This is a genomic window from Macellibacteroides fermentans (assembly GCF_013409575.1).
GTDB lineage: Bacteria > Bacteroidota > Bacteroidia > Bacteroidales > Tannerellaceae > Macellibacteroides > Macellibacteroides fermentans.
This window is the reverse complement of record NZ_JACCCY010000003.1, coordinates 545,696-569,912: the sequence shown is the minus strand read 5'-3', so window position 1 is coordinate 569,912 and position 24,217 is coordinate 545,696. Positions and strand designations below refer to the sequence as shown.

The 24,217-nt window shown below is 44.0% G+C and carries 21 protein-coding genes; 8 read left to right on the top strand and 13 right to left on the bottom strand.

Translation table 11 applies throughout. The features are described from left to right. Nucleotides 1-70 precede the first annotated feature (70 nt). The 3 genes from F5613_RS11770 to F5613_RS11760 form a co-directional block, all read right to left on the bottom strand. The gene (locus F5613_RS11770; RefSeq protein ID WP_179399893.1) at nucleotides 71-1,126 is read right to left on the bottom strand and encodes a tyrosine-protein phosphatase; all 1,056 of its coding nucleotides are present in this window, start codon (nucleotides 1,124-1,126) and stop codon (nucleotides 71-73) included. Between the two features lie 65 nt (nucleotides 1,127-1,191). Next, the gene (locus tag F5613_RS11765; RefSeq protein ID WP_179399892.1) at nucleotides 1,192-2,121 is read right to left on the bottom strand and encodes a carbohydrate kinase family protein; all 930 of its coding nucleotides are present in this window, start codon (nucleotides 2,119-2,121) and stop codon (nucleotides 1,192-1,194) included. Nucleotides 2,122-2,145: 24 nt separating this feature from the next. Then, a complete protein-coding gene (locus tag F5613_RS11760) occupies nucleotides 2,146-2,757 on the bottom strand; it encodes an SIS domain-containing protein (protein ID WP_179399891.1) in 612 nt (203 codons plus the stop codon). A 96-nt stretch (nucleotides 2,758-2,853) separates the two neighbouring features. On the opposite strand from F5613_RS11760, the gene F5613_RS11755 reads away from it, so the two are divergent. Next, nucleotides 2,854-4,083, top strand: coding sequence for a M16 family metallopeptidase (locus F5613_RS11755; RefSeq protein WP_079682314.1), 1,230 nt, complete (start codon nucleotides 2,854-2,856; stop codon nucleotides 4,081-4,083). A 19-nt stretch (nucleotides 4,084-4,102) separates the two neighbouring features. Here F5613_RS11755 and F5613_RS11750 read toward each other — a convergent pair whose 3' ends face one another. The 4 genes from F5613_RS11750 to F5613_RS11735 all read right to left on the bottom strand — a co-directional run bounded on the left by F5613_RS11750 (nucleotide 4,103) and on the right by F5613_RS11735 (nucleotide 8,893). After that, nucleotides 4,103-4,819, bottom strand: a complete 717-nt coding sequence (locus tag F5613_RS11750; RefSeq protein WP_179399890.1) for a ComEA family DNA-binding protein — start codon at nucleotides 4,817-4,819, stop codon at nucleotides 4,103-4,105. A gap of 44 nt (nucleotides 4,820-4,863) precedes the next feature. Beyond that, on the bottom strand, nucleotides 4,864-6,228 hold the full coding sequence (locus F5613_RS11745) for a sodium-dependent transporter (RefSeq protein WP_179399889.1): 1,365 nt from the start codon (nucleotides 6,226-6,228) through the stop codon (nucleotides 4,864-4,866). Between the two features lie 17 nt (nucleotides 6,229-6,245). Further along, nucleotides 6,246-6,899: an ABC transporter ATP-binding protein gene (locus tag F5613_RS11740; protein ID WP_179399888.1), complete on the bottom strand. Its 654-nt coding sequence runs from the start codon at nucleotides 6,897-6,899 to the stop codon at nucleotides 6,246-6,248. Nucleotides 6,900-7,039: 140 nt separating this feature from the next. Next, a complete protein-coding gene (locus F5613_RS11735; protein ID WP_179399887.1) occupies nucleotides 7,040-8,893 on the bottom strand; it encodes an endonuclease/exonuclease/phosphatase family protein in 1,854 nt (617 codons plus the stop codon). Nucleotides 8,894-9,071: 178 nt separating this feature from the next. On the opposite strand from F5613_RS11735, the gene F5613_RS11730 reads away from it, so the two are divergent. Beyond that, entirely contained in the window at nucleotides 9,072-11,315 is a 2,244-nt protein-coding gene (locus tag F5613_RS11730; protein ID WP_179399886.1) for an inorganic phosphate transporter, read from the top strand. 24 nt (nucleotides 11,316-11,339) lie between these two features. Here F5613_RS11730 and F5613_RS11725 read toward each other — a convergent pair whose 3' ends face one another. The 4 genes from F5613_RS11725 to dapB are packed head-to-tail and all read right to left on the bottom strand — an operon-like array spanning nucleotide 11,340 to nucleotide 14,961. After that, a complete protein-coding gene (locus F5613_RS11725; protein WP_079682320.1) occupies nucleotides 11,340-11,963 on the bottom strand; it encodes a WbqC family protein in 624 nt (207 codons plus the stop codon). After that, nucleotides 11,963-12,823, bottom strand: coding sequence for a signal peptidase I (gene lepB / locus F5613_RS11720; RefSeq protein ID WP_179399885.1), 861 nt, complete (start codon nucleotides 12,821-12,823; stop codon nucleotides 11,963-11,965). The genes F5613_RS11725 and lepB (F5613_RS11720) overlap by 1 nt, the downstream gene beginning before the upstream one ends. A gap of 5 nt (nucleotides 12,824-12,828) precedes the next feature. Next, nucleotides 12,829-14,229, bottom strand: a complete 1,401-nt coding sequence (gene lepB, locus F5613_RS11715) for a signal peptidase I (protein ID WP_179399884.1) — start codon at nucleotides 14,227-14,229, stop codon at nucleotides 12,829-12,831. 15 nt (nucleotides 14,230-14,244) lie between these two features. Continuing rightward, nucleotides 14,245-14,961 (bottom strand): 4-hydroxy-tetrahydrodipicolinate reductase, encoded by a 717-nt coding sequence (gene dapB, locus F5613_RS11710; protein WP_179399883.1) that lies wholly within the window; start codon nucleotides 14,959-14,961, stop codon nucleotides 14,245-14,247. Nucleotides 14,962-15,068: 107 nt separating this feature from the next. On the opposite strand from dapB, the gene F5613_RS11705 reads away from it, so the two are divergent. The 3 genes from F5613_RS11705 (at nucleotide 15,069) to F5613_RS11695 (ending at nucleotide 19,193) form a co-directional block, all read left to right on the top strand. Further along, entirely contained in the window at nucleotides 15,069-16,334 is a 1,266-nt protein-coding gene (locus F5613_RS11705) for a DUF2851 family protein (protein ID WP_179399882.1), read from the top strand. Nucleotides 16,335-16,441: 107 nt separating this feature from the next. After that, entirely contained in the window at nucleotides 16,442-18,349 is a 1,908-nt protein-coding gene (locus F5613_RS11700) for an Ig-like domain-containing domain (protein WP_179399881.1), read from the top strand. Then, the gene (locus F5613_RS11695; protein ID WP_179399880.1) at nucleotides 18,294-19,193 is read left to right on the top strand and encodes a DUF3108 domain-containing protein; all 900 of its coding nucleotides are present in this window, start codon (nucleotides 18,294-18,296) and stop codon (nucleotides 19,191-19,193) included. Before F5613_RS11700 ends, F5613_RS11695 begins: the two co-directional genes overlap by 56 nt. A gap of 100 nt (nucleotides 19,194-19,293) precedes the next feature. On the opposite strand, the gene cysS is transcribed toward F5613_RS11695, so the two are convergent. Next, on the bottom strand, nucleotides 19,294-20,772 hold the full coding sequence (gene cysS, locus F5613_RS11690) for a cysteine--tRNA ligase (RefSeq protein WP_179399879.1): 1,479 nt from the start codon (nucleotides 20,770-20,772) through the stop codon (nucleotides 19,294-19,296). Between the two features lie 135 nt (nucleotides 20,773-20,907). On the opposite strand from cysS, the gene F5613_RS11685 reads away from it, so the two are divergent. Genes F5613_RS11685 through F5613_RS11675 form a run of 3 tightly spaced genes read left to right on the top strand, consistent with a single transcriptional unit; the run spans nucleotide 20,908 to nucleotide 22,758 of the window. Next, nucleotides 20,908-21,810, top strand: coding sequence for a metal ABC transporter solute-binding protein, Zn/Mn family (locus tag F5613_RS11685; RefSeq protein WP_179399878.1), 903 nt, complete (start codon nucleotides 20,908-20,910; stop codon nucleotides 21,808-21,810). Continuing rightward, nucleotides 21,794-22,576 carry a metal ABC transporter ATP-binding protein gene (locus F5613_RS11680; RefSeq protein ID WP_179399877.1) on the top strand — a complete coding sequence of 261 codons (783 nt, stop codon included), beginning with the start codon at nucleotides 21,794-21,796 and terminating at the stop codon, nucleotides 22,574-22,576. The genes F5613_RS11685 and F5613_RS11680 overlap by 17 nt, the downstream gene beginning before the upstream one ends. Next, nucleotides 22,555-22,758 (top strand): hypothetical protein, encoded by a 204-nt coding sequence (locus tag F5613_RS11675; RefSeq protein ID WP_068181352.1) that lies wholly within the window; start codon nucleotides 22,555-22,557, stop codon nucleotides 22,756-22,758. Before F5613_RS11680 ends, F5613_RS11675 begins: the two co-directional genes overlap by 22 nt. Before the next feature lie 190 nt (nucleotides 22,759-22,948). On the opposite strand, the gene ltrA is transcribed toward F5613_RS11675, so the two are convergent. Then, complete coding sequence (gene ltrA / locus F5613_RS11670) at nucleotides 22,949-24,205, bottom strand: group II intron reverse transcriptase/maturase (protein ID WP_179399435.1); 1,257 nt, start codon at nucleotides 24,203-24,205, stop codon at nucleotides 22,949-22,951. Between the last annotated feature and the right edge of the window lie 12 nt (nucleotides 24,206-24,217).

Genomic DNA, 24,217 nt, shown 5'->3' with positions numbered 1-24,217 from the left:
AAATGTGATAAGTGATTATATATATAATTAATCTGAGCCTGCAAAGGTACGTAAATTATTCGAATTCACGCTAGTATAACATTATTTCTTTGAGTTTTTCCCGTTTCTTTTCATCCATTCCTATTTCCTTTTCAAGGTATTTATCCATCGAACCATAATCTTTTCTGATTTTCTTCAGAGCCAGATCCATGTAGGCTTCATCGGCATTGAGCAATGCCGTAAATGTTTCCTGTGCGTCCGAATTCAGACCGTTGGCCATTTTAGCAATTTTGGTTATATCCATACAGTCGTTACTCGATGTATAGTCTTTTAGTATAGTGCTTTCGGAAGCTCCCAGCGAAGCCAGGATCAATGCCGAAACATAGCCCGATCTGTCTTTGCCAAGTGAGCAGGTAATAAGCACCGGATAATTTTCTTTATTTAGTAATTGCTCCATAACCGAAGCATATTGGCTACTGTTCCCTTCAACAAATTGTAAATACATATCCTGAAGAAAAAGAATGGCATCGCCTTTCCGCATTCTGCCTTCCATTATGAGTCTGCTTATATGATCTTCATCAACTGTAGGAATTGGTATATTAACGACCTTTATTTTCTTGTAGAGTATGGGTGATTTTTGAATTTCATCCGTACCTCTCAGATCGATGATGGTTTTAATTCCCAGGTTGTTAAGCCGGATAGAATCCCATTCGCTTAATCTTGAAAGCTTGCCGCTTCGATATATTTTTCCCCATCGGGTAGTGAGATTCCGGTTGTTGGTATAGCCTCCAAGGTCCCGAAGGTTTTGTATGCTGTCCATAACAACACCCCTTGAGCCTACAATCTGATATACTTTATCGTTGAATGAAAGCATAAAGTATTTTCTTGTCATATTGTCGTTGGTAATGTAGGTTGTTACCCCATCGTTGATGTTTACATTTCCAACAGGAGTGTTTATATTGAAATTATCTGGGTTGTCTGATACAAAAAGTTTTACATTCCCTTGCATCGGAGGATTGCTTTCCCATTTGATAACGTAATTACCGATATCATCACGTAAGCAAAGCGCCCGTATTTCGGGTGCATTTGAGGAGCAGGCTGTAAAAGCAGCTGTGCAGATAAATATGGATAAAATTTTTACTAACATCTTTTCCCTAGCTATAAGGCAAAGATAACAAAAAATCAAGCTCATAGTGCTGGGGTTAAAGATATTTAAGACTGTTGGGTATAGCTATGCGCAAATTCCCTCGAAATGTAATTGTTATAACTTTGGCATACCTCGGTCGACAGGTCTATCCCGCAGCCGATTATTTTACTCCAGGTCTCTTTGTCGAGTGTTTTTAAATCCTGATGTCGTATGTCATATTTAAGTAAGCCGTAGATGATTCCAGCATTGAAATTATCCCCGGCACCGATTGTGCTTACCGGCACGACTGGTTTCGAGTCAAAATGATGGCTGAAGCGGTCCGTAAACAGATTGACTCCCTGAGGACCATGTGTGGTTATAAAATCATGGCAGTAGAACTTTATATGTTCTTCATAGATATGTGCTGATTCTGTTTTGCTGAACAGGTTGTGAAAGTCTTCGTCAGATCCACGAACAATATCGGCATACTCAAGATTGTCCAGAACGGTTGGTATAAGCCTGATGGCTTCGTGTGCATGTGCTTTGCGAAAGTTAGGATCATAATAGATAATCGCTTTTCTTTCTTTGGCATATTGCAGAAATTCGACCATACGTTCTCTTAGTACCGGATTGAGCGCATAGTAAGATCCGAAAACAAAAATATCATCTTCGTTGATGCGAGGTAGCGGCACGTCCAGACGTTGCTTAGGATAATCTTTGTAAAAGATATAGTTCGCATTGTTGTCATTATCAAGAAAGGCCAGGGAAACCGGACTTTTACCATCGGGAAACCGGTCTACATAATCGGTGGAAATCTTGTTTTCTTTCAGAAAATCAGCAATAATGTCTCCTACATGATCATTCCCAATTTCGCTGATGAATGAAACAGGTATATCCAGACGGCTAAGAGAGATCAACCCATTAAATACAGAACCACCGGGAACGGCTTTGTAGGGTTGATTTTCTTTGAAAATAATATCGAGGATGGTTTCTCCGATTCCAATTACCTTTCTCATAGTGTTACTATATGGATCTGAATACTATTCTTTCAGACTCTGCTCGCGGGATTTAGATCCCAGATACCCTCCATGGTGACGCTTGGCATAGTCCTTGTTGCTGAAATTGATTCTTTTCATTGTATTCACAACCAGAATATCGCCTATAACCGTCATCACCGTAGTTGAAGTTGTGGGTGTAAGTCCCAGAGGACAAACTTCCTTAGGTGCCCCTGTTGGCAGACAGATGGTGGCTTCTTTCCCAAGAGGGCTGTCCGGATCGCTTGTAATAACAATAAATTTCATGTACGGAGCCAGACCAAGGGTAAGTCTCGTAAGTTCAATCAATTCTCTTGTCTTCCCCGAATTGGATATAAGCAACATAATGTCATTGTCGCGAACAATTCCCAAATCGCCGTGCTGAGCCTCACTTGGATGCAAAAAGAAAGCTGGTGTGCCTGTTGAACTGAAAGTTGTTGCCAAATTGGAGGCGATTTGTCCGGCTTTACCCATTCCGCTGGTTATCAGCTTTCCATTCCGGTTATGTACATACTCCACAATCAGTGTTACAGCTTCATTATATTCGGCTACCACCGGGATGTTAAGCACTGCTTCTGCTTCCTGTCTCAGGATAGACGAAATATCTTCAATTACCATAGTTACTTTCTTATTTTTTACAATATTACCAAAATCAATCGATTTGCAAAAGTATTTATTTTAATTTTGCCTGCTATTATAAAGTGAAGAAAAAATATGAATTACTTGTCTCATGTCCTTTCCAATGGTCTCCGGATCGTCCATCTTCCCGTAGAATCTCCTGTTTCGTATTGTGGCCTTGCCATCAATGCCGGTACAAGGGATGAAAGTGCCGACGAGTTTGGAATGGCCCATTTTGTTGAACATATGCTTTTTAAAGGTACGCTTAAGCGTAAATCCTGGCATATTTTAAACCGGATGGAGAATGTGGGAGGAGAGCTGAATGCTTACACAACGAAGGAGGAGACCTTTGTGTATTCTGTTTTTATGGAAGAGCATTACGGCAGGGCGTTCGAACTTATAACCGATCTTATCCAGCATTCACAATTCCCTAAACAAGAAATAGAGAAGGAGGTAGATGTAATTTTGGATGAAATTAATTCATATAAGGATAATCCGTCTGAATTGATTTTTGATGAGTTTGAGAATCTTTTGTTCGAGAACCATGCCTTGGGGCATAACATACTTGGAGACGAAGCATCTCTGACTCGTTTTACCTCTGAAACCGGACGTTCATTTGTGGAACGTTTTTATACGGCAGATTCAATGGTGTTTTTCTCAATGGGCAGGACAAAGTTTTCACGTATCGTTAAAATGGCCGAAGAGGAGCTGGGTAAGCTTACTCATCTATCTTCCGAGAAAAAAAGAATTGCTCCTCAATCGTATCTGCCGGTAAGCAGGCAAATTCATAAAGATACCTATCAGGCACATGTATTAATGGGGGGGAGATCGTACAGTATGTACGACGACCGTCGTACAATCTTGTTTCTGCTAAACAATCTGTTGGGCGGACCGGGAATGAACAGCCGCCTTAATGTGGTGCTGAGGGAAAAGCATGGGTTGGTTTACAATGTTGAATCAAATGTGACCACTTACACCGACACTGGCCTGTATAACATCTATTTTGGGACCGACCCCAAAAATATGGAGAAGAGTATCCGGCTGGTAAACCAGGAAATTCAGCGTTTACGCAATAACAAACTGACTACATCCCAACTTGCTTCGGCTAAGAAGCAGCTGGTGGGACAATTAGGCGTTTCCAGTGATAATAAGGAGGGCACCTTCCTGGGACTTGGGAAAAGTTTTCTTCATTACAACCGATACGACACCTTGCCTGAAGTATTCCAACGGATTGATAAGATTACTGCAGAACAGATGCTGGCAGTAGCCAATGAGGTATTTGATCCGGCCCAGTCGTTCAGCCTTATATATGCTCCCAAAAGTTAAATGTTGGAATAATTGGCATTTAATCGAACGAAAGATAGGGGGTAAGTCTGGACTTGTCGGCTTCTGTAAATTCTTCCAACAACAGTAAATTATCCCAGCCGGATAGCTTCCCGATTTTCTTTCGTAAGCGGACTAATACTTTTGCTTGCCGGTAATCAATATAGGGATGCTTGCGTATCGAGTCTTCCGGGAGTTGATTCACCAACAGTTGTTTAAGTGTATTTTCGTTAACAGTAAACCACTCTTTCAGGGTGTCAAACTTTTCTTCGTCAATGCCATATACTTCTTTAAGCTGTGCTACGGAGTAAAATCCTCCCAGTAAGTTACGAAACTTTACTATACGCGTTGCGTAGGTACTGCCTATGCCTGGAATGCATTTAAGCTCACTTGTGTCTGCCTTGTTTAAATCGACAACTGTGCCCAAGGGATATTTCTGCTGCTTATTTTCATATTTTCCCGGTTTGTCAGCCACATAAGATTTATACTGTTTCGGATAACGTACCTGCGGGGTTGAATTTGGGGAGTCTGCCGCTTTCATTGGGTCAGATAGGTCTGGTTTGTCCTGCTGCTTGCTTGTTTCATAGCTCATCGGCTGCTTCGAATAGGGCGGCTCTTCGATTTCGGTCCGGGGGCTGTCTGTAAAGATCAGCAACCCCAGTGATACGGAGAGCAACCCCACTAAAATAAGCAAGGCTCTCCTTTCTCCTTTAGAAAAATACAAATAGTCTTTCCACATATAAAGTAAATAGATAGGTTTTGATTATTGAATAAAAGGATCCACTATCCCATCAGCCATTGAATGATTCCGAGTTCATTCAGGAAAATCATTCCGATGGCAATCGGGGCAATGTATTTCATAAAAAATGCATACGTATTGAAAAAATAAAAAGGAACTGTGCCTTTGTTGGTTAATTCTTCCTTCAAAATTTTCCTGTCTACCCTGTTCCCTAAATAGATACAAATAAGCATCCCTCCAAAAGGTAGCATTATTTTCGCAGTTAAATAATCCAGTAAATCGAAAAAGGTAAGTCCGAATAAAGTATATTCTTTCCAGATGCCGATCGACAATGAGCTAAGAATCCCTAACACCATTACGCCTCCGGACACAAACCATGCAGCCTTTGTCCGTGTTATCTGGTACTCTTCGTGAACATAGGCAGTGGCCACTTCATGAAGTGATATCGTTGAGGTTAGGGCTGCCAAGGCAAGAAGTAAGAAGAAAACAAGCGACCAGATTGCTCCCATGGGAAGTTGCTGAAATATATTGGGCAAGGTAATAAATACAAGTTCCGGGCCGGCAGTTGGGGCGATCCCAAAGCTAAATACAGCAGGAAAAATCATAATACCAGCCATTACAGCCACTAGTGTATCCAGAATGGTTACCTGTAAAGCTGTAATTTGCATTTTGGTATCTTTCGAGAAATAAGATGAATAGGTAATGAGACACCCCATTCCGATGCTTAATGAAAAGAATGCCTGTCCCATAGCACTTAATACTACAGCCGAAGTTATCTTGCTGAAATCGGGCTTAAACAGGAAATAAAGACCTTCAGAAGCATTGGGTAAAGTTACCGAACGGATACATAAAGCTAGTAATATTAAGAAAAGAATGGGCATCATTACTTTGGATGTGCGTTCAATACCCTCCTTAACCCCAGAGACAACAATAAAATGAGTGAGTCCGATAAAAGTTACGGTCCATAAGATTGGTCGGAAAATTTCGGTACTGAACAGCTTGAAGTCCTGTGCAAATGCTTCCGGAGCCTTATCACTTAATGATCCTGTAACAGCCTGCATTATATATTCCAAAGTCCATCCTGCCACGACCGAATAAAAACCTAGAATCAGAAACGAAGCCAGCACACCGTTGTATCCGATTAACGACCATTTGGTACCGGGAGCAAGCACCTTAAATGCCCCGGCTGCATTTTTTCTTGTGTATCGGCCAATAAAGAACTCCGAGAGCATTACCGGTAATCCAAGCAAAATGATACAAATGATGTAAATGGCAAGAAATGCGGCTCCACCATTTTGTCCTATCATATATGGAAATCGCCATATATTTCCTAAACCTACGGCACAACCAACGGTCGCCATTATAACGCCTAATTTACTTCCAAAAGTAGCTCTGTTTTGTTCGGTCATATCAATGATAGGTCTTGTTAATGTTGAATTACTCCGTCAATCAGATGAATCACCCGATCCGTATTGGCTGCCAGCTGCTCATCGTGGGTAACGATTACAAATGTTTGATTAAATTCCTTTCTCAGTTCGAAGAACAGCTGATGCAGCTCCTCCTTGTTGTGCGAATCCAGGCTTCCCGAAGGTTCATCAGCCAGGATCACTGACGGATGATTGATTAACGCCCTTGCTACGGCAACCCGTTGCTTTTCGCCTCCGGAGAGTTCGGCCGGCTTATGTGTCATCCGATCCGAAAGCTTAAGAAAATCGAGCATCTCTTTGGCCTTTTTCTCTGCATCACCGGCTTTTACCTTTCCAATAAGTGCCGGAATCATTACATTTTCGAGAGCCGTAAACTCGGGTAGCAACTGGTGAAACTGAAAAACAAAACCAATGTTCCGGTTTCGGAAAGCAGCCAACTCCTTTTCTTTCAGTTTACTGGTTTCTACGCCATTAATGGTAAGTTTTCCCGAGTCGGGAGAATCCAATGTCCCGATAATCTGCAGCAAGGTAGTCTTCCCCGCACCGCTTGGACCTACAATGGAAACGATTTCCCCTGGTTTTATAGAAAGATCGATCCCCTTTAGAACTGTAAGGGGACCGAAGCTCTTAAATATCTGCTCTGTTTGTATCATAGTCTATATAAGCTACCCAATTGAAGCCTCTTATTCCTTTTTAGATTACAAAAGTAAGCATAAATCCAAATAAATCTGTTACATGGATGCCATTATATTCTGTACATTATCATTTGTATATTATGCTTAATACTTTGCAGTTACAGTATCTCTTTTCGTAATACTTTGCCCGCAGCGTCCAGTACTTCAAGCGAAAGCTCACTCCCTTTTTTGCGGAGAATCATAACGGTTCCGGTGGAAGCATTATTACCTCCGCCTACCACTACCGGGAAATTATTGTCGGCCGCACCTTTGGGATACCATGCAAAACGATGCATATGCGCATTGATGGCCACGTTGAATGGAGCTTTGGTCAATGCTTTTCCCCATAATTCAAGACATGGGTTAAAGCGCTCTTCTTTCATTCCATAAATCGGAATATGATGAATCAAGACCCTTTTAGCAGCACTTCGGAATGCCTTACCCGCCAATTCGGTCTGTAGAAACGCCGCCTGGTCTTTTCTAAGTTCGTCAAAATTGTTCAGATTGTAATAAACCGATGTTGAATCTGGCTTATCTTCTCCGCAATCCAGCATTACGAAACGGGTATCCCCCCAGTTGAATGCCCCATAAGTACGGTCACCCACATAGTCAAACAGGTTACGCAGCTGAATGGAGTATGCATTCCGGATTTCGTGATTGCCGCGGAGGAAAAAAACCGGCAACCTGTCGGCTTTAACCTTTCTGTTTATATAGGAGATAAAATCTACAGCCTGTGCTTCATTCTTCGGATCGTCAATGCAGTCGCCGTTAAAGAATACAAAGTCGTAATCAATATCCTTCACCACATTACTCAACTTATCCATTAGATCTTTGTTTTTATGAAGGTCATTAAAGATAAGTGCCGTAAAATCACTTTCTGTATTTCGGGGAAGAGTGAACGATTGAATTTCGGAGTAAGCAGTTTCTCCAAATTCCTTTTTGTAAGCCTCGTATAAAGTAATTTCACGCGAGCAGACACGGTAATAATAGGTAATTCCCGGTTTCAAGTTATTTAGACGAATCTTGTGATGCTTATTATTTGCAATCACCTGTCCGTCAACAACAGTCTGCTGCGTCAACCCCAGCTTTGCGTCTGTTCCGTATTCCACCCAGCTGTGCGTAGGAACATTTGTCATCCACGATACAGTAATTCCATTACCTACCGGATTTTGCAGGAAAGGAGTTGTTCTCAAAATATCCGATGCTTTCGCAGGAAAACGGATGTCAACAAAAAGCGGAAGATGGTCTGATGCTACAGGCTCTGCAATTACATGTCTATTCAGCACGGTACAACTCTTGCCATTAGTAAGCTGATATATAAAGTCGATACATTCTTTGGGTTTATCCGATGGAAAGGTGAACTGTTTTGGATTATTCAACGTTGTGAAGTTTATTCGCATGGCAGCCTGAACCTGCGAGTCGTATTCGGAATTCATGTCTCCAGCCAGAAAGACAGGCTTACGTATTCCTTCCAGAGCCGTAACAAGTATTTCCACCGAGGCCTGCTGATCCTCTTCCGTAAGAGAAAAATGGGTGCAACAAACCACATAATCGGCGAACTCAACCAACAGCAACGAGCGTTTTTCCTCTCTGCCGGGAAGGGGTACGCGTTTATAGCTTACGGGCTTCTCTTTAGAAAGCATGCCGATGCCATATTTTCCTCCCTGATAGTCTATTGATCCAGCATAAGTTGCATGCATCAAGGTACGTTGTGCCAATTCACCCAGACTATAAACACCATTATTACGCTGAGTAACACTGTCCAGTTCCTGCACGGCGACTACGTCTGGAGCTATACGGTTAATAACATCCGCTACCCGTTGGTAGTCGGTAGTGTTGTCCATTCCTTTCCCATTTCGAACATTGTACGATAAGATCCGGATGGAATTATCTTCTTTAGGAAGTACGGACTGTGCCACGGATGTAAAACAATAAGAAAGGAGCAGTAAAAGAGAAAGCAAACACGTTTTCATAATTTTAAAACTAAGATTAATACAGTATGTAAATTACTGCAAATATATGATAATCTTGTTAATATAAGAGTTGTATTCAATTTGTAATATATATTTCGTATGTAACATCATTGTAATATGGTTGTAACACATGTTAAAATGCCTGTATCTATCTTTGCCGCAGTTTAAAAAATATTTCATGGAAACATTCTATTTATTCATTGTTATTTTCCTTTTTATATTAGCAATTTTTGATCTGTCAGTCGGCGTTAGTAATGATGCCGTCAACTTTCTTAACTCTGCAATTGGATCAAAAGCAGCATCTTTCAAAACAATTATGATTATTGCTGCTGTAGGTATTTTTGCAGGAGCAATTCTTTCCAATGGAATGATGGAGGTGGCGAGGCATGGTATTTATCAACCTCAGTATTTCTATTTTTCTGAGATCATGTGTATTCTGTTGGCAGTGATGTTGACCGATGTCGTGCTGCTTGATATTTTTAATTCTCTTGGAATGCCTACTTCCACTACGGTTTCATTGGTGTTTGAACTATTAGGCGGAACTGTAGCTCTTGCAATCATCAAAATTATAAACACTGATGGAGCCCTGCAGTTTGGAGACTTGCTCAATACAGACAAAGCGCTAACCGTTATTTTGGCAATCTTTGTTTCCGTAGCTATTGCTTTTTTCTTTGGGACGGTAGCTCAATTTCTCTCCCGTACTTTATTTACCTTTAATTACAAACCCCGGATGAAATATTTCGTTGCGGTATTTGGAGGTATTGCTGCTACTTCAATCCTTTATTTTATGCTCATAAAAGGTTTGAAAGATACCACTTTTATGAGTGGGGCTCTGAAAGATTGGGTTCATAATAATACTTCATTTATTGTCTGGAGTTGCTTTATTGGTTTTACAATATTGATGCAAGTACTGCATTGGTTAAAAATAAATGTATTTAAGATAATTGTTCTACTCGGAACATTTGCCCTTGCACTTGCTTTTGCCGGGAATGATTTAGTTAATTTTATCGGCGTTCCATTGGCCGGATTCTCCGCTTATCTCGATTTTACTTCCTATGGGGGATCTATTGATCCGGAAGCATTGCTTATGACGTCTTTGCTGGGACCTGCTAAAACTCCCTGGTATTTTTTAATTGCTGCTGGCTTAGTAATGGTAATTGCATTACTTACTTCCAAGAAAGCGCAGAATGTGGTAAAGACGTCTCTTGACCTTTCTCGACAGAGTGATGGAGAGGAAGCATTTGGGACTTCTCCCGTAGCCCGGGTTTTGGTTCGTACTTCAAGTAATATGGCCACAACACTTATGAGTGTGGTTCCCGAAAATATTAAACAATGGATGGATACTCGTTTTAACCAAGATGAGATTATTTTGGAAAATGGTGCTGCATTCGACTTGATAAGGGCATCTGTAAACCTCGTTCTTGCGGGTCTTCTTATAGCTTTGGGTACATCACTTAAATTACCATTATCAACTACCTATGTTACCTTTATGGTCGCAATGGGGACCTCTTTAGCTGACCGTGCCTGGGGACGTGAAAGTGCTGTTTATCGAATAACAGGTGTTCTTTCTGTTATTGGTGGTTGGTTTATCACAGCAGGTGCTGCTTTTGTAATATGTTTTTTGGTTGCAACTATTATCTATTTCGGAGGTACTGCTGCTATTGTAGCATTAATTGGTTTAGCGACTTATTCGCTTGTAAGAAGTCACCTTGCTTTCCGTAAAAAGTCAAATAAACAAACAGTCAGTCCTACTGTAAAGCAACTCATGAACACAAATGATAGCTCTGAAGCTTTGGTTTTGTTCCGCGAACATACACGCAATGAACTTGAATCGGTACTTGCCTTTGCCGGCGAAAAATTTGATAAATCGGTTCATGGTTTTATGAATGAAAACCTGCGCGACCTACGTAAGGTACTGGCTGCTATTGAAGAACAGAAGTTCCACCTCCGTCAGGTAAAGCGAATCGGTACGCTGGGTGTTACACAATTGGATAGAGCCATTGCGGTAGAGAAAGGACTCTATTATTACCAGGGTAACGATTTTGCCAGCGAGATTGTGTTTAGTCTACGTCGTATGACCGAGCCTTGCAAGGATCACATCGACAATAATTTCAAGCCATTAAACGATGCACAGAAAGATGAATTCGGCAAAATGGCCGATGAGGTGATTACATTCATCTCCCGTTGTATGCTTGAAATCAAACGAAACGACTATACAGCATTTGATCAGCTTGTAGAAAAAGCTGTATCCATTTCAAATGCACTTACTCAGCTTAAAAAGAATGAGCTGAAACGTATCCAGGGACAGTCGGGTAGTACCAAGGTGAGTATGGTATACCTCAATATGATTCAGGAAACTCAAAACGTAGTATCCTTCACCTCAAACCTGATTAAGGTGAGCCGGAAGTTCCAGATGGAATAATTCTCCCGGCTTTACATTATAGAATTATTCGGAAACGAAGGAATCTCTCAAAATGAGAATTCCTTCGTTTCCTGTATTAAAGAGGAGGTCTATTATGCTGAGGTTGGGCAGGAAGCCATGCTTATCCTGGAAAACCTGGTAATAGGGTTTTAACAGAAAGGAAGGATCGGCTATATCCTGCTTCGGACTTATCCATCTGAAGTCGTTTTCCACATCCGCTTCAAAAGATGTGGTATATTGTATCTGAGGCTGGATATCCAGCAGTTGACAGATCAGCATCCGAAGTTCTTCATTAAAGTCGAACAAAAACTCATATTTCTTTTCATAAAACGGCGCAAAATCGTCTTCGTAATACTCAAAGAAAGGGGTCGAATTATAGGCTGAGACAATGGCGTTCCAATGCAGGTGACGCCAATTTCCATGATCGGAAATACGGATGTCTTTAGTCAGACATTTAAGCGTATCCGGCTTCACAATGGGGACGGAGAGGGGAAGCGGACCGTTTGCTCCGGCTATGATACACCGGTTCCGGTAGCTTTGCTTCAGGTAATTCTCGGATGTTTCTATTCGTACCTCCGGAAAATGGAACATTTTACTGTATTGTTGTACCGGACCCAGATAGGCCGTCGAAATATAGGCTGGCTTCATTAATCAATTGTTTTAAACATGCGTTCGGGGTCGTTGCTTTTCCAGCAGAACCAAACGTTACCAAGGATAAGATTGTCTGGTATAAAACCCAGATGACGCGAATCCACGGCATACTTTGCATGATCGGAAAGCACCCAGTAATAATCGTGTTTGAAGTAGAAGAAGTTGGTTTCCCTTCCATCCAGGAAGAGTTTATTATCCCGGAATACCGCTTTGCCATTGGTTTCATGAAGCAAAATTTCACGGCATGCCTTGAGAGAGGTTTCATTAATCCGGTATGCTATCCCTTTCTTAGGTACGATGATGCTGTATTCTTCGGCAGGTTCCTGAACAAAATGCTTGTTGGCACCATCGGGCAGCTCCTCCCTCAGTTTATACTCTTCGAGGGCTGTAATTGTGAATGTAAAACCGAAAGTCTCACTTTTCCATTCCCGTAAAGGGATTGCCAGCTTATTGGCCAGACTTCTGATAATACCCTCCAGCTCCTTGCTCACAAAATAGGTAGCCATGGTGGTAGGTGCTTTGGGCAGCTGCTTTCCATTTATCAGAAAGAGATTCTCTTCAACCGTTACCGTATCGCCCGGCATACCGATAAGGCGGCTTACAAATAACGGAGCGGCAACCGAATCCCGACGGAGGGGACTTTTAAAAAGAATAACCCGGTTTCTGCCGGGATTGGCTTCTGTAGGGAGTTTGTTTACCAATACATAATCACCCGAAAGAATGGCCTGCTCCATGGCATTGGTCGAAATACGCAGAGACTCGATACAGTACCGGCGTATCCCTAAAACAACAGCGAGGAGAAGCAAAGCTCCTCCTCCTATTTTTGCAATCGTTATTCCAATCCGTTTACCGTTCATATAAATTAATCTGCGTGAACCATACGGAACATCCGGTTCCAGCGGATGCCGCCATCAAACAAACTCCTGTCCTTGTCAAGCGAAAGCCAGATCAGAATAGGTTTTCCAACAATATGATCCTCCGGAACGAAACCCCACGAACGGGAGTCGGCCGATTTGTGGCGGTTATCGCCCATCATAAAGTAATAGTCGTATTTAAACGTATAGGTTGTGGCCGGTTTTCCGTTAATCAGAACCTGGTTCCCGTTTACTTCCAGCGTATTGTTTTCGTAATTCTTAATGCAACGGCTGTAAATAGCCAGGTTGCGTTCATTAAGTTCGATGGTAGCTCCTTTATTCGGAATCCAGATCGGCCCGTAGTTGTCGCGTGTCCATCCAGTTTTATAACCGGCTGGATAGTACACATCACCGCCCAATGCATCAGGCTCCACCACAACCTTCTCAACAAATCCCAGCTTTTTAGCAATGGCAAGGGCCTTCTTGGTAAGAGGCAAATGATAAACCGGGTTGTATTGTCCGTTTTCTTTTGGAACGAATCCCAGAAATGAGAGCAAACCTTGAGAATTACCACTGTCATTGGCCAACATCCGGTCTTCTTTGCTCACTTGCATCAATCGGAATTGCTCTTCGGTAATGGGAGTACCGTTGGTCTGAACAAAATAATTGAGCTGCATATCTTCGGGTTCTAACGCCTTTTCACCGTCAATGTAAACCACATTGTTCCGTACTTCCAGGCTGTCGCCGGGCATACCGATACAACGTTTTACATAGTTCTCTCTTTTGTCGACCGGACGATAAATCACTTCTCCAAAATATTCCTTATCCAACAAGATCCTCTCGCGGCCGTACATCTCCAGCAGAGTGTAGTAATCGGGGTTCTGTTGTTTGATAGCCACCGTATCACCTGCAGGAAAATTGAATACAACGATGTCGTTCCGCTTTACCACTCCGGTACCTTTCACCCGTTTGTAACCCCATTCGGGCCAGTCCAGGTACGACTTGCAGTTCAGTATCGGGAAGGTATTCTGCACCAGAGGGAAGGAGAGGGGGGTATTGGGCACACGAGGTCCGTAGCTCAGTTTGCTTACAAACAGGTAATCGCCCACTAATAAAGACTTCTCCAGCGAAGAGGTGGGAATCTGATAGTTCTGGAAAACAAACAGGTTAATGAAGTATACCGCAATGAGGGCAAACAAGATGTCGTCCACCCATTCCACTACCGAACGCAGTGTCTTGTTTTCGGTTTTTTTCCAGGCACCCCAGGGAATGTATTTGGTCAGAAAAATATCTGCCAGCACCACAAGTCCCACTAAAAGCCAGAGGTTTTCCATCCAGATGGCAAATAAAATGTACAAGGCAGCCCATATGCCGAACTTGATCCATTGTTTTTTTGCAAATGTTTTCATTTGATATGTTTCAGATTAAAATTTAAAGAGATCCTTCATTCCCAGAAAACCCATTTTTCCTGCGGTGAATTCGGCTGCAACCACTGCACCAAGGGCAAAACCCGCACGGCTTTTGGCATCATGCTTGATACTTATGTAATCTGCTTCAGAGTCGTAAATAATTTCATGAATACCCGGGACTTCCCCTTCGCGAATGGCATGGATGGCCAGGTCGGTCGGCTTTTCTTCCGTCTCCAGTACCCAACGCTCTTTGCGGTCCACCTGCTCCAGGATACCTTCCGCCAGCGTGATGGCTGTACCGCTTGGGGCATCCAGTTTGTGGATATGATGTGTTTCCGTCATTCGTACGTTGTACGAGGGAAAGTTATTCATAATTCTGGCCAGGTAACTGTTTACAGCAAAAAAGATGTTTACGCCAATGCTGTAGTTGGATGCGTAAAAGAAGGTTTTTCCCTCTTTCTCGCATTTTTCTTTTACTTCGTCCATCCGGTCCAACCACCCGGTTGTACCCGAAACCACCGGAACATTGGCTTCAAAACATTTCATATAATTGCTCAAAGCTGTAGACGGAACAGTGAACTCTATAGCCACATCGGCACTTTTGAATGCAGCTGAGTTGAAATCTTCCGGATTAGAGACATCGATAACCGAAACAATCTCGTGTCCTCTTTCCAATGCAATCTTTTCGATGGTTTTTCCCATCTTTCCGTAACCGATAAGCGCTATCTTCATGACTTATATATTGTAAAATAATACGTTGGTTGAATAAGTTAACCTTTTGACTGCAAATATAAAGAAAATCAATTAGATTTGTGTTGTTAATCTTAACCTTTGAGAAAATGGAACAATTATTACATTATGTATGGATTTTTAAACTTTATCAGCCCCACTTAACCACTACCACCGGAGAGCAGGTGACCGTAATAGACGCCGGTATCCGGAACAGCAACGCAGGTCCCGACTTCTTTAATGCCAAAATCAGGATAGGAGCTACCCTTTGGGCGGGAAGCATCGAAATACATACCCGGTCGTCCGACTGGAAAACCCATAAGCATCATACCGACAAAGCCTACGATTCTGTTATCCTGCACGTGGTAACCGATGCCGATACCGAGGTTTATCGTACCAATGGGGTCGTTATTCCTCAGTTGGAGATAACCTACCCGGATAATATTGAAGCAAGACTCGAATACCTCCTTCGAAGAGACATCGCCATCCCTTGTCTTGCCCGCTTGCCGGAAATAGAACCCCTGCACATCACTTCGTGGATGGAAGCCTTGCTGAGTGAGCGGCTGGAACGGAAAATGCAGGATATTCTTAAGCTGCTGGAGTTTTATAAACAGGATTGGAACGAGGTTTTTTACATTCTGCTCTCTCGCAATTTCGGGTTTGGTGTAAACAGCGATGCCTTCGAACGCCTGGCCCGTAGCCTGCCGTTCCGGATCATCCGTAAACAGCGCATCAGCATTACACAGGTTGAGTCACTGTTGTTCGGACAAGCCGGTATGCTGGAAGAGACCGATATCGATTGCTACCATTACAAACTGCTTCGACGCGAATATCAGTTTCTGAGGCACAAATACCAACTCACCCCACTGGACGAAAGCCTGTTTAAGAACCTGCGTATCCGTCCCAATTACTTCCCCCATCTTAAGCTGGCCCAACTTGCAGCCATTTGGATGCAGCACGACACCCTGTTTTCTGTAATGCTGGAGGCCGGTACTCCCCGCGAACTTAAAAACTGCTTCCGTGTACTGCCGTCCGATTACTGGGAAACCCACTATCATTTCCGGCATGTATCGCCTAAACAGGAGAAACCGTTGGGCGAGAATGCCCTTAACATCGTACTCATCAATACGGTAGTGCCTCTGTTCTTCGCCTACGGAGTGGTGAACAACCGCCCCGAATACAACGAAAGGGCTCTTCGGCTGCTGGAAAGCATTCCGGCGGAGCGAAACCATATTGTATCCGCCTTTGCAACAGCGGGCATACGGGTAAATAACGCCTGCGACAGTCAGGCACTCATCCAGCTAAAGCGGTGCTATTGTGAAGCAAAAAAGTGTATGTATTGCCGCATCGGATTCCGGTTGTTAAAGCAATTATAGGCTATTCGCCGCTTTTCAGGTAAAGCGATTTGATTAAAAGGTGTTTAAATGCTTTATCTGTCGGCATATCTTTGTACTTTTGTCCCATTGCATAAAAGACTGAGTCAATGAACCCACAATTTATTAGAAATAGCATTCTTGCACTGATTGGCATTTTTTTGCTCGTGGTAATGTATTCGTGTGCGAATATGGCATCACCCAACGGTGGTCCGTACGACGAGAAGCCGCCCCGTTTCATCGCCAGCAATCCTTTGCCTAATCAAACCAATTTCAAAGGCAATAAAGTCGAAATAGAATTCGACGAACTTATCCAGATAGAGAATCCGATGGAGAATGTGATTGTAACACCTCCGCAACGTATGTTGCCGGTTATACAGGCCAGGGGACGGAAAGCTGTGGTGGAGCTTAACGACACCCTCAAACCCAATACCACCTATACAATCGACTTTACCAATTCCATTGCCGACAATAACGAGAAAAATGTATTCGAGAATTTCTCGTTTGCATTCTCAACGGGTAATGTGATAGATTCGCTTGAGGTTTCGGGAACCCTTCTGAATGCAGAAAACCTGGAGCCGATGCCGGGTATAACCATCGGTTTACATAGCAACCAGGCCGATACCGCTTTCAGAAAACTCCCCTTCGAGCGTATCTCGCGTACCAACGATAAGGGTAAATTCACGATCCGCAACATAGCTACCGGAAGCTATCATATATTCGGGTTGAACGATATAAACCGCGATTACAGATTTGATCAGCCCGGAGAGGAGATGGCCTTTGCCGATTCACTCTATACTCCCACGTTCCAGTTTACCTCGCGCAATGATACTGTTTGGAAAGATTCGATTACGGTAGACTCCATCAAGGTAGTCAACTATACCCGCTTTATGCCCGACGACGTATTATTGCTTCTGTCCAAGGAAAAATTCGAAAGACAATACCTCACTAAATCGGAACGGACTCAAGACAATCGGTTTACCATACGCTTCAATGCTCAGATCGATTCTATACCCGCGCCAAGGCTGCTGCAAGCCGAAGCGGTGCAGGATAAATGGTATGTAGCCCAAAAGGCAGAAGAAAACAAGGCAGTACATTATTGGCTTACCGATTCGCTTTTGTGGAAGCAGGATACCATCCGTGTAGCCCTGGATTATCTCAAGAGCGACTCCCTCAATGTGCTGAGACCGCAGACCGATACCTTGCAGATGGTGTTGCGTAAACGACCGGAAGTAAAGAAAAAAAGAAAGAAGGGCGAACCAGAACCTATCGTATTTCTGGGGATGAATGTAGATGCTCCTTCCTCCATGGATGTGTTTGATACCGTTTCTGTGGTGTTTGACGAACCGGTGCTGAACATCAAGAAGGAGGCCTTCTATCTGGACCGGAAGGTAGACACCCTGTGGCAGGAGGTGGACTTTAATTTTATCCCCGACAGCACCAATGCGCTCGGTTTCTTTATAGACCGCGACTGGAAGTACGGCGAAACCTACCGTCTTGAGGCGGATTCGGCCACTATATACAGCCTGTACGGAAAGTGGAACAACGTATTATCCACCCAGTTTACCATAAAGAAGCAGGACGATTACGGAAATCTTTATATTAACCTGCCGGGTGTAGACACCACCGCTTTTGTACAATTGCTCAATGCAAGCGATCAGCCGGTGCGTAAAGCGCCTGTAAGGGAGGGAGGAGTACTGTTTATGGACCTGAAACCCGATAAGTATTATGCCCGAATCATTCTGGATTTGAACAATAACGACGAATGGGACCCGGGTAATTTTGCGGAAAAACGTCAGCCCGAACCGGTGTACTATTATCCCGGATTCTTTACGGTGATGCAAAATTTTGATGTGGAGGAAACCTGGGATGTAACAGCTACACCTCTGATCAGGCAGAAACCGCTTGAAATAACCAAGAACAAGCCCAAGGAGGCTACTAAAAAGAAGAGAGATTACAAAAATGAAGGAAGACAATCGTCATCAGGAAACAATTCAATGCCCGGTATGCCTTTCTAACGCATTCCTTTGGCTTCTCATAACCCTTCTTGCACTTCCTTTTGCAGGTGCTAAGGGACAGTGTGTAATGGAGAACAATGCCTTTCTGCCGGGCGAACGCCTGCAGATGGATGTGTATTTTAAGTGGGGACTTATTATGCCTAAAGCAGGCAACGTGGAGCTGTTGATCGATAATGCCGTCAACGGCCCAAGAAACGGTAACGGCCAGAACGGAGCTGCCTATCGTTACCGGCTGCTTTTTAAAACCACCTCCATGTTCGACCATATTTTCAAAATGCGCGATACCATCGACTGCCACTATTCGAAGGAGATGCAACTTTTACGTAGCGAGAAACGCGTAAACGAAGGAGGCAAATACCTGGTGGACGACCTCAAATTCACTTACAACGAAGGACTTACACGGGTGCGTTCCCTCCGCTATAACCTGGAGAAGACCAAAATAGACACTGTCCTTGTGAGCGAAGATTGTATGACCGATATGCTGGGTGCTACACTATTCCTCCGTACACACGATATTTCGGCTATGCGGGTGGGAGATGTGATTCCTTTCCGTATTGCCGTAGGACGCGACCGTGTAAATGTGCGCTTCCGGTATGCGGGTCAGAGTATCGTAGAGCATGGCGACAATGTGAAGTTCAAGACGAAACGCTTCTATATGGATATCTTTGACGAAGCCTTTACGGAGACCAAAGAGGCCATCGAAGTGTGGGTGAGCGACGACGGGAATAAGATTCCCATTAAAATAAAGGCCAAACTTAAAATAGGATCGGCCGAAGTCAAGTTCCGGAGCATTTCGGGCAACCGCCATCCGCTGACCAGCCGGATTGTAATCCCTTCCAGATAACAAGACATAACGGCCTGTAAAGTCAGCCTCAGCGTCATTTTAGTACAAAGAAAAAGGGCGGTCAAGCCGCCCTTCATCTATCTATATTTTCCAGAAACTGTTAGTTGGATAACTTCCACTCTGCACCGTCTTTGGTATCTTTTATCTCAAATCCAAGCGCTGTGAGCTCGTTCCGTATCTTGTCGGACGTAGCCCAATCCTTGTTATCTTTGGCCTGTTTACGGATGGTGAGCAATAAATCCACCGCTTTTCCGAATGCTTCGGTATTGGCGCCCGCAGCTACCACTGCCAGATCCTGCATACCTAATATATCGAACAGAAACAGCTTGAATACGCTTTTCAGCTCTTCAATATCTTCGGTTGTAAGTGTAGCTTGTCCAGCTAATACGGAATTGATGCTTCGGGTGGCGTCAAACAAATGAGAAATTACAATCGGACTGTTCAGGTCGTCGTTCATAGCATCGTAACACTTGGAGCGAATACCTTTTACATCGACAGACGAAACCTCAGAAGCTTTCAGCTTGTCCAGGTGGCTCCATGCCTCCATCAACCGCGACAACCCCTTTTCCGAAGCCTGCAAAGCCTCATTGCTGAAGTCCACTGTACTGCGGTAATGAGCCATAAGGATAAAGAAGCGTATTGTCATCGGACTGTAAGCCTGTGCCAATGAAGCATGGCTGCCGGTAAAGAATTCATCCAACGTAATGAAATTACCCAGACTCTTACCCATCTTCTGTCCGTTAATGGTGATCATATTGTTGTGCATCCAGTAATGAACCGCCTCTTTTCCCTGCGAAGCCACAGCCTGTGCAATTTCGCATTCGTGGTGAGGGAAGATCAGATCCATTCCGCCTCCGTGGATATCGAAACTCTCGCCCAGGTACTTCTTACCCATGGCAGTACATTCGCAATGCCATCCCGGAAAGCCATTGCTCCAGGGCGAAGGCCAGCGCATAATATGTTCCGGGGCCGCACACTTCCATAAGGCGAAGTCAACGCTGTTGCGCTTCTCTTCCTGTCCGTCCAAAGCCCGGGTGGTATTTAACATATCCTCCACGTTACGCCCCGACAGTTTGCCGTAATTATGCGATTTATTGTATTTTTCAACATCAAAGTAAACAGAACCTTCGCTTTCGTAAGCAAATCCGTTGTCGATAATCTTCTTCACCAGTTCGATCTGTTCGATGATATGCCCCGAGGCATGTGGTTCGATGCTGGGAGGAAGCACATTGAGTGCATCCATCGACTTGTGGTACCTGTTAAGGTAATATTGAACCACCTCCATGGGCTCAAGCTGTTCCAGTCTGGCCTTTTTGGCAATCTTGTCTTCTCCCGCGTCGGCATCATTTTCAAGGTGACCCACATCGGTAATATTGCGTACGTATCTTACTTTGTATCCCAGGTGCGACAGATAGCGGAACAACAAATCGAATGTAATGGCCGGCCGGGCATGACCCAAATGGGCATCGCCATACACTGTAGGTCCGCATACATACATTCCCACATGCGGTTCATGCAAAGGTACGAACTGTTCCTTTTTTCTCGTAAGCGTGTTGTAAATGCTTAATGGATGTTCCATAACTATATAAAACTTTATTGAGGTTACAAATATACATATTCCGGCTGATATACCTCTCTTTTTGATGCCGTCAAATAAACCTTCTGCGATAGAAAGAAATTATTCTGTATATTTGTGGTTTAAAACAATATAGACATGAAGCAGATTACACTTCTATTATTCTCTCTTCTTTTATTCTCGTGTGCAGAAAAAAAGACGTCCGAAAAGATGGTATCCGTAACCATAGAACCCCAGAGATACTTTGCCGAAAAGATTGCCGGCGATAAATATACAATCAACTGTGTGGTGCCTGCCGGTCAGAGCCCCGAAACCTACGATCCCACACCCCAGCAGATGATCAAAGTGGGACAAAGCGTAGCTTACCTGAAGATCGGCTACATCGGATTTGAAACGGCCTGGATGGACAATATCGTAAAGAATAATCCCAACCTGAAGGTGTTCGACCTGTCGGAAGGTATTGCCGTAATTGATAACCCGGATGCCGAAATGCACGAGGAGCACGATCACGACGGCGAAGATCACGGACACGACCACGGTCATAAGCACACCGGAATCGATCCCCATACCTGGAGCTCAGTTGCCGGAGCCAAAGCAGTAGCTTGGAATACCCTGCAGGCGTTTATCGCCCTCGACAAGGAGAATACCAAGTTTTACTTCGACAACTACAACGCCTTATTGGCCGAAATCGAAAAGACCGAGGCAACCATCAATCAATTGCTGGAGGGACTTAGCAACCGGACCTTCATTATTTATCATCCGGCCTTAAGCTATTTTGCCGCCGAATACCAGCTTACACAGCTATGCATTGAAATGGACGGTAAAGAACCCAGTCCCGCTCAGTTGAAAGAGCTGGTAGACACCGCCCGTGCCAACAATACCCGTGTTGTATTTATCCAACAGGAATTTGATCAGAAGAATGCAGAACTTATTGCCCGCGAAACCGGTTGTAAGCTTGTGCGAATCAATCCGCTATCCTATAATTGGCACGAAGAGATGATTCTGATTGCCCAATCTTTAAAAGATGCAGAAGCTAATTGAGATAAAAGATGTAACGGCCGGATACGGCAACAAGACCGTATTGAAAGATGTGTCGCTGGATGTACTGGAAGGCGACTTTCTGGGTATAATCGGTCCCAACGGAGGAGGTAAAACAACGCTGCTTAAGGTTATCCTTGGTCTGCTGCAACCCAACTCCGGAACCATCCGGTTTTATCAGGACGGCAAACAGGTACCTTTTCTGCGAATCGGATACCTGCCTCAGTTAAACAATATCGACAAGAAATTCCCCATTACCGTAAGAGATGTGATATCCTCCGGACTGGCTTCGGAAAAGCGATGGATTCGCGGATTTAACGACCAGCAGCAAAAGCGGATCGACGAAGTAGTGGCACAGATGGGCTTGGAAGAGCTTGTAAAACGCCCCATCGGCGAACTTTCAGGCGGACAGCTTCAGCGGGTATTGCTGGGACGCTCCATCGTGTCTGATCCGCAGGTGCTCATTCTGGATGAACCTAATTCGTATGTCGACAAGCGGTTCGAGTCACACTTTTACCGGTTACTCGACGAAATAAACAAACGGAGTGCCATCGTACTGGTTTCGCACGATATCGGCACCGTGCTTTCTATGGTGAAGAACATTGCCTGTGTAAACGAAACTGCCCACTACCATGCCGGATCCGATATCTCAGAAAACTGGCTGAACGAGAAGTATGCATGTCCCATCGAATTGATAGGCCATGGAAACCTGCCCCACCGGGTATTGAAAAAGCACGACGACGAAACATGTACCCACTCGCACTCATAGGACTGCCCGAAATAGGCTACATTATTGCCATTGCAAGTGTTATCTTCGGGGTAACCGCCGTATTGCAGAACCCTTTTATCAGTAAAGGACAGAAAGGATTGTGGATTCTCACTATCCTCGCCCTTAACTGGATAGGGCTGTTATGGTATTACTACGTTTTTTACTTCAAGGATAAGCAATAAACTGCAAAATGATCTGTCATCTATCATTTTCACCCTCAAAACCCTTTATTGAAGCGGGTTTTGGAAATGACAGATGGCTGTGACAGATCCATTTCAGTCGAGTAGGCCTGAGCATTTCAGCTCAAGCCTCTCACAGAACCGTGCGTGACAGTCTCCCATCACACGGCTCTTCTTATTCAGTCTGATAAGATTACCATTTCTTGTTAGCTGTTGGAGTTACTCCCCACTGCCAGTGGTAAAAGAGTTTAGACTCTTTCCGGGAGATGTTTCCCAGCCAGTAGTAAGCCCGATAGGGTTTCCCCTTGAAGCGCTTGAACTTGGCTGTAACCCATCTGGCAAGATGTCTGTTTACTTCATCTAACAGGATTTTGAGTCGGGTAGGATAAAATTTACCATAATAAGTAATCCATCCCCGAAGCACCGGATTGATGCTTTTCGCCAGGGTTTCCAGCGATAGAAACAGTTGTTTCCTTGTTTTCCAGCTGCGCATCTTTTCACGGATGCGGTTGCAGGCCTTGTTGCTGATTGCCGGCAGAAAGCCTGTAAAGTTGATGCCATTTCTGCCTTTTGCCTTCCGTGGTCGGAAGGTGTAGCCAAGGAAATCGAAAGAGATTGTATCAAACTCTCCCTTTCTGCGGCTGTCTTTACAGTACACAATCTTTGTTTTGTCATCGTTCAACATCAGTTTACATTGAGCAAACCGTTGTTGAACAGCTACTTTCAGTGCTTCGGCCTGGGATTGGGTGGCGCAGTGACAGATGGTGTCGTCTGCATACCTTTCGAAGGGAATGTGCGGATAATACCTGCTCATCCACTTGTCGAAGGCGTAATGCAGGAACAAATTGGCCAGCACAGGTCCGATTACGGACCCTTGCGGGACCCCTTTGTCCCGGTCGATTTTACTTCCATCCTGCAGTTCGTAGGGAACTTTGAGCCACCGTTCGATGTAAAGCAGCACCCATACACAATCGGTGTGAAGTCTGACTGCTTTAATCAACAGTTCGTGGTCAATAGAATCGAAGAACTTGCTGATGTCCATATCCAATACCCAGTTGTACTTCCAGCACCGCTCGCGTGTTTTGGCGATGGCATCGTGTGCAGAGCGGTTGGGCCTGTAGGCATAAGAATCCTCGTGGAAACAGGGTTCAATCTGTGGCTCCAGCATCATCACTGCTGCCATCTGAGCAATCCTGTCTCCTACCGTAGGTATACCTAACGGACGTTTGTCTCCATTGGGTTTAGGTATTTCTACCAGTTTGACCGATGGAGGGAAGTAGCTTCCCGAACTCATGCGGTTCCAGATTTTGTAGAGATTGTCTTTGAGATTTTTCTCAAACTGCTCAATCGATACGCCGTCAATACCCGCACTTCCATGGTTTGCCTTGACTCGTTTGAAGGCATCCATGATTAAAAATTTAGAAATCTCATGCGACTTTGCGTCTTTCATTTGCATCCTCCT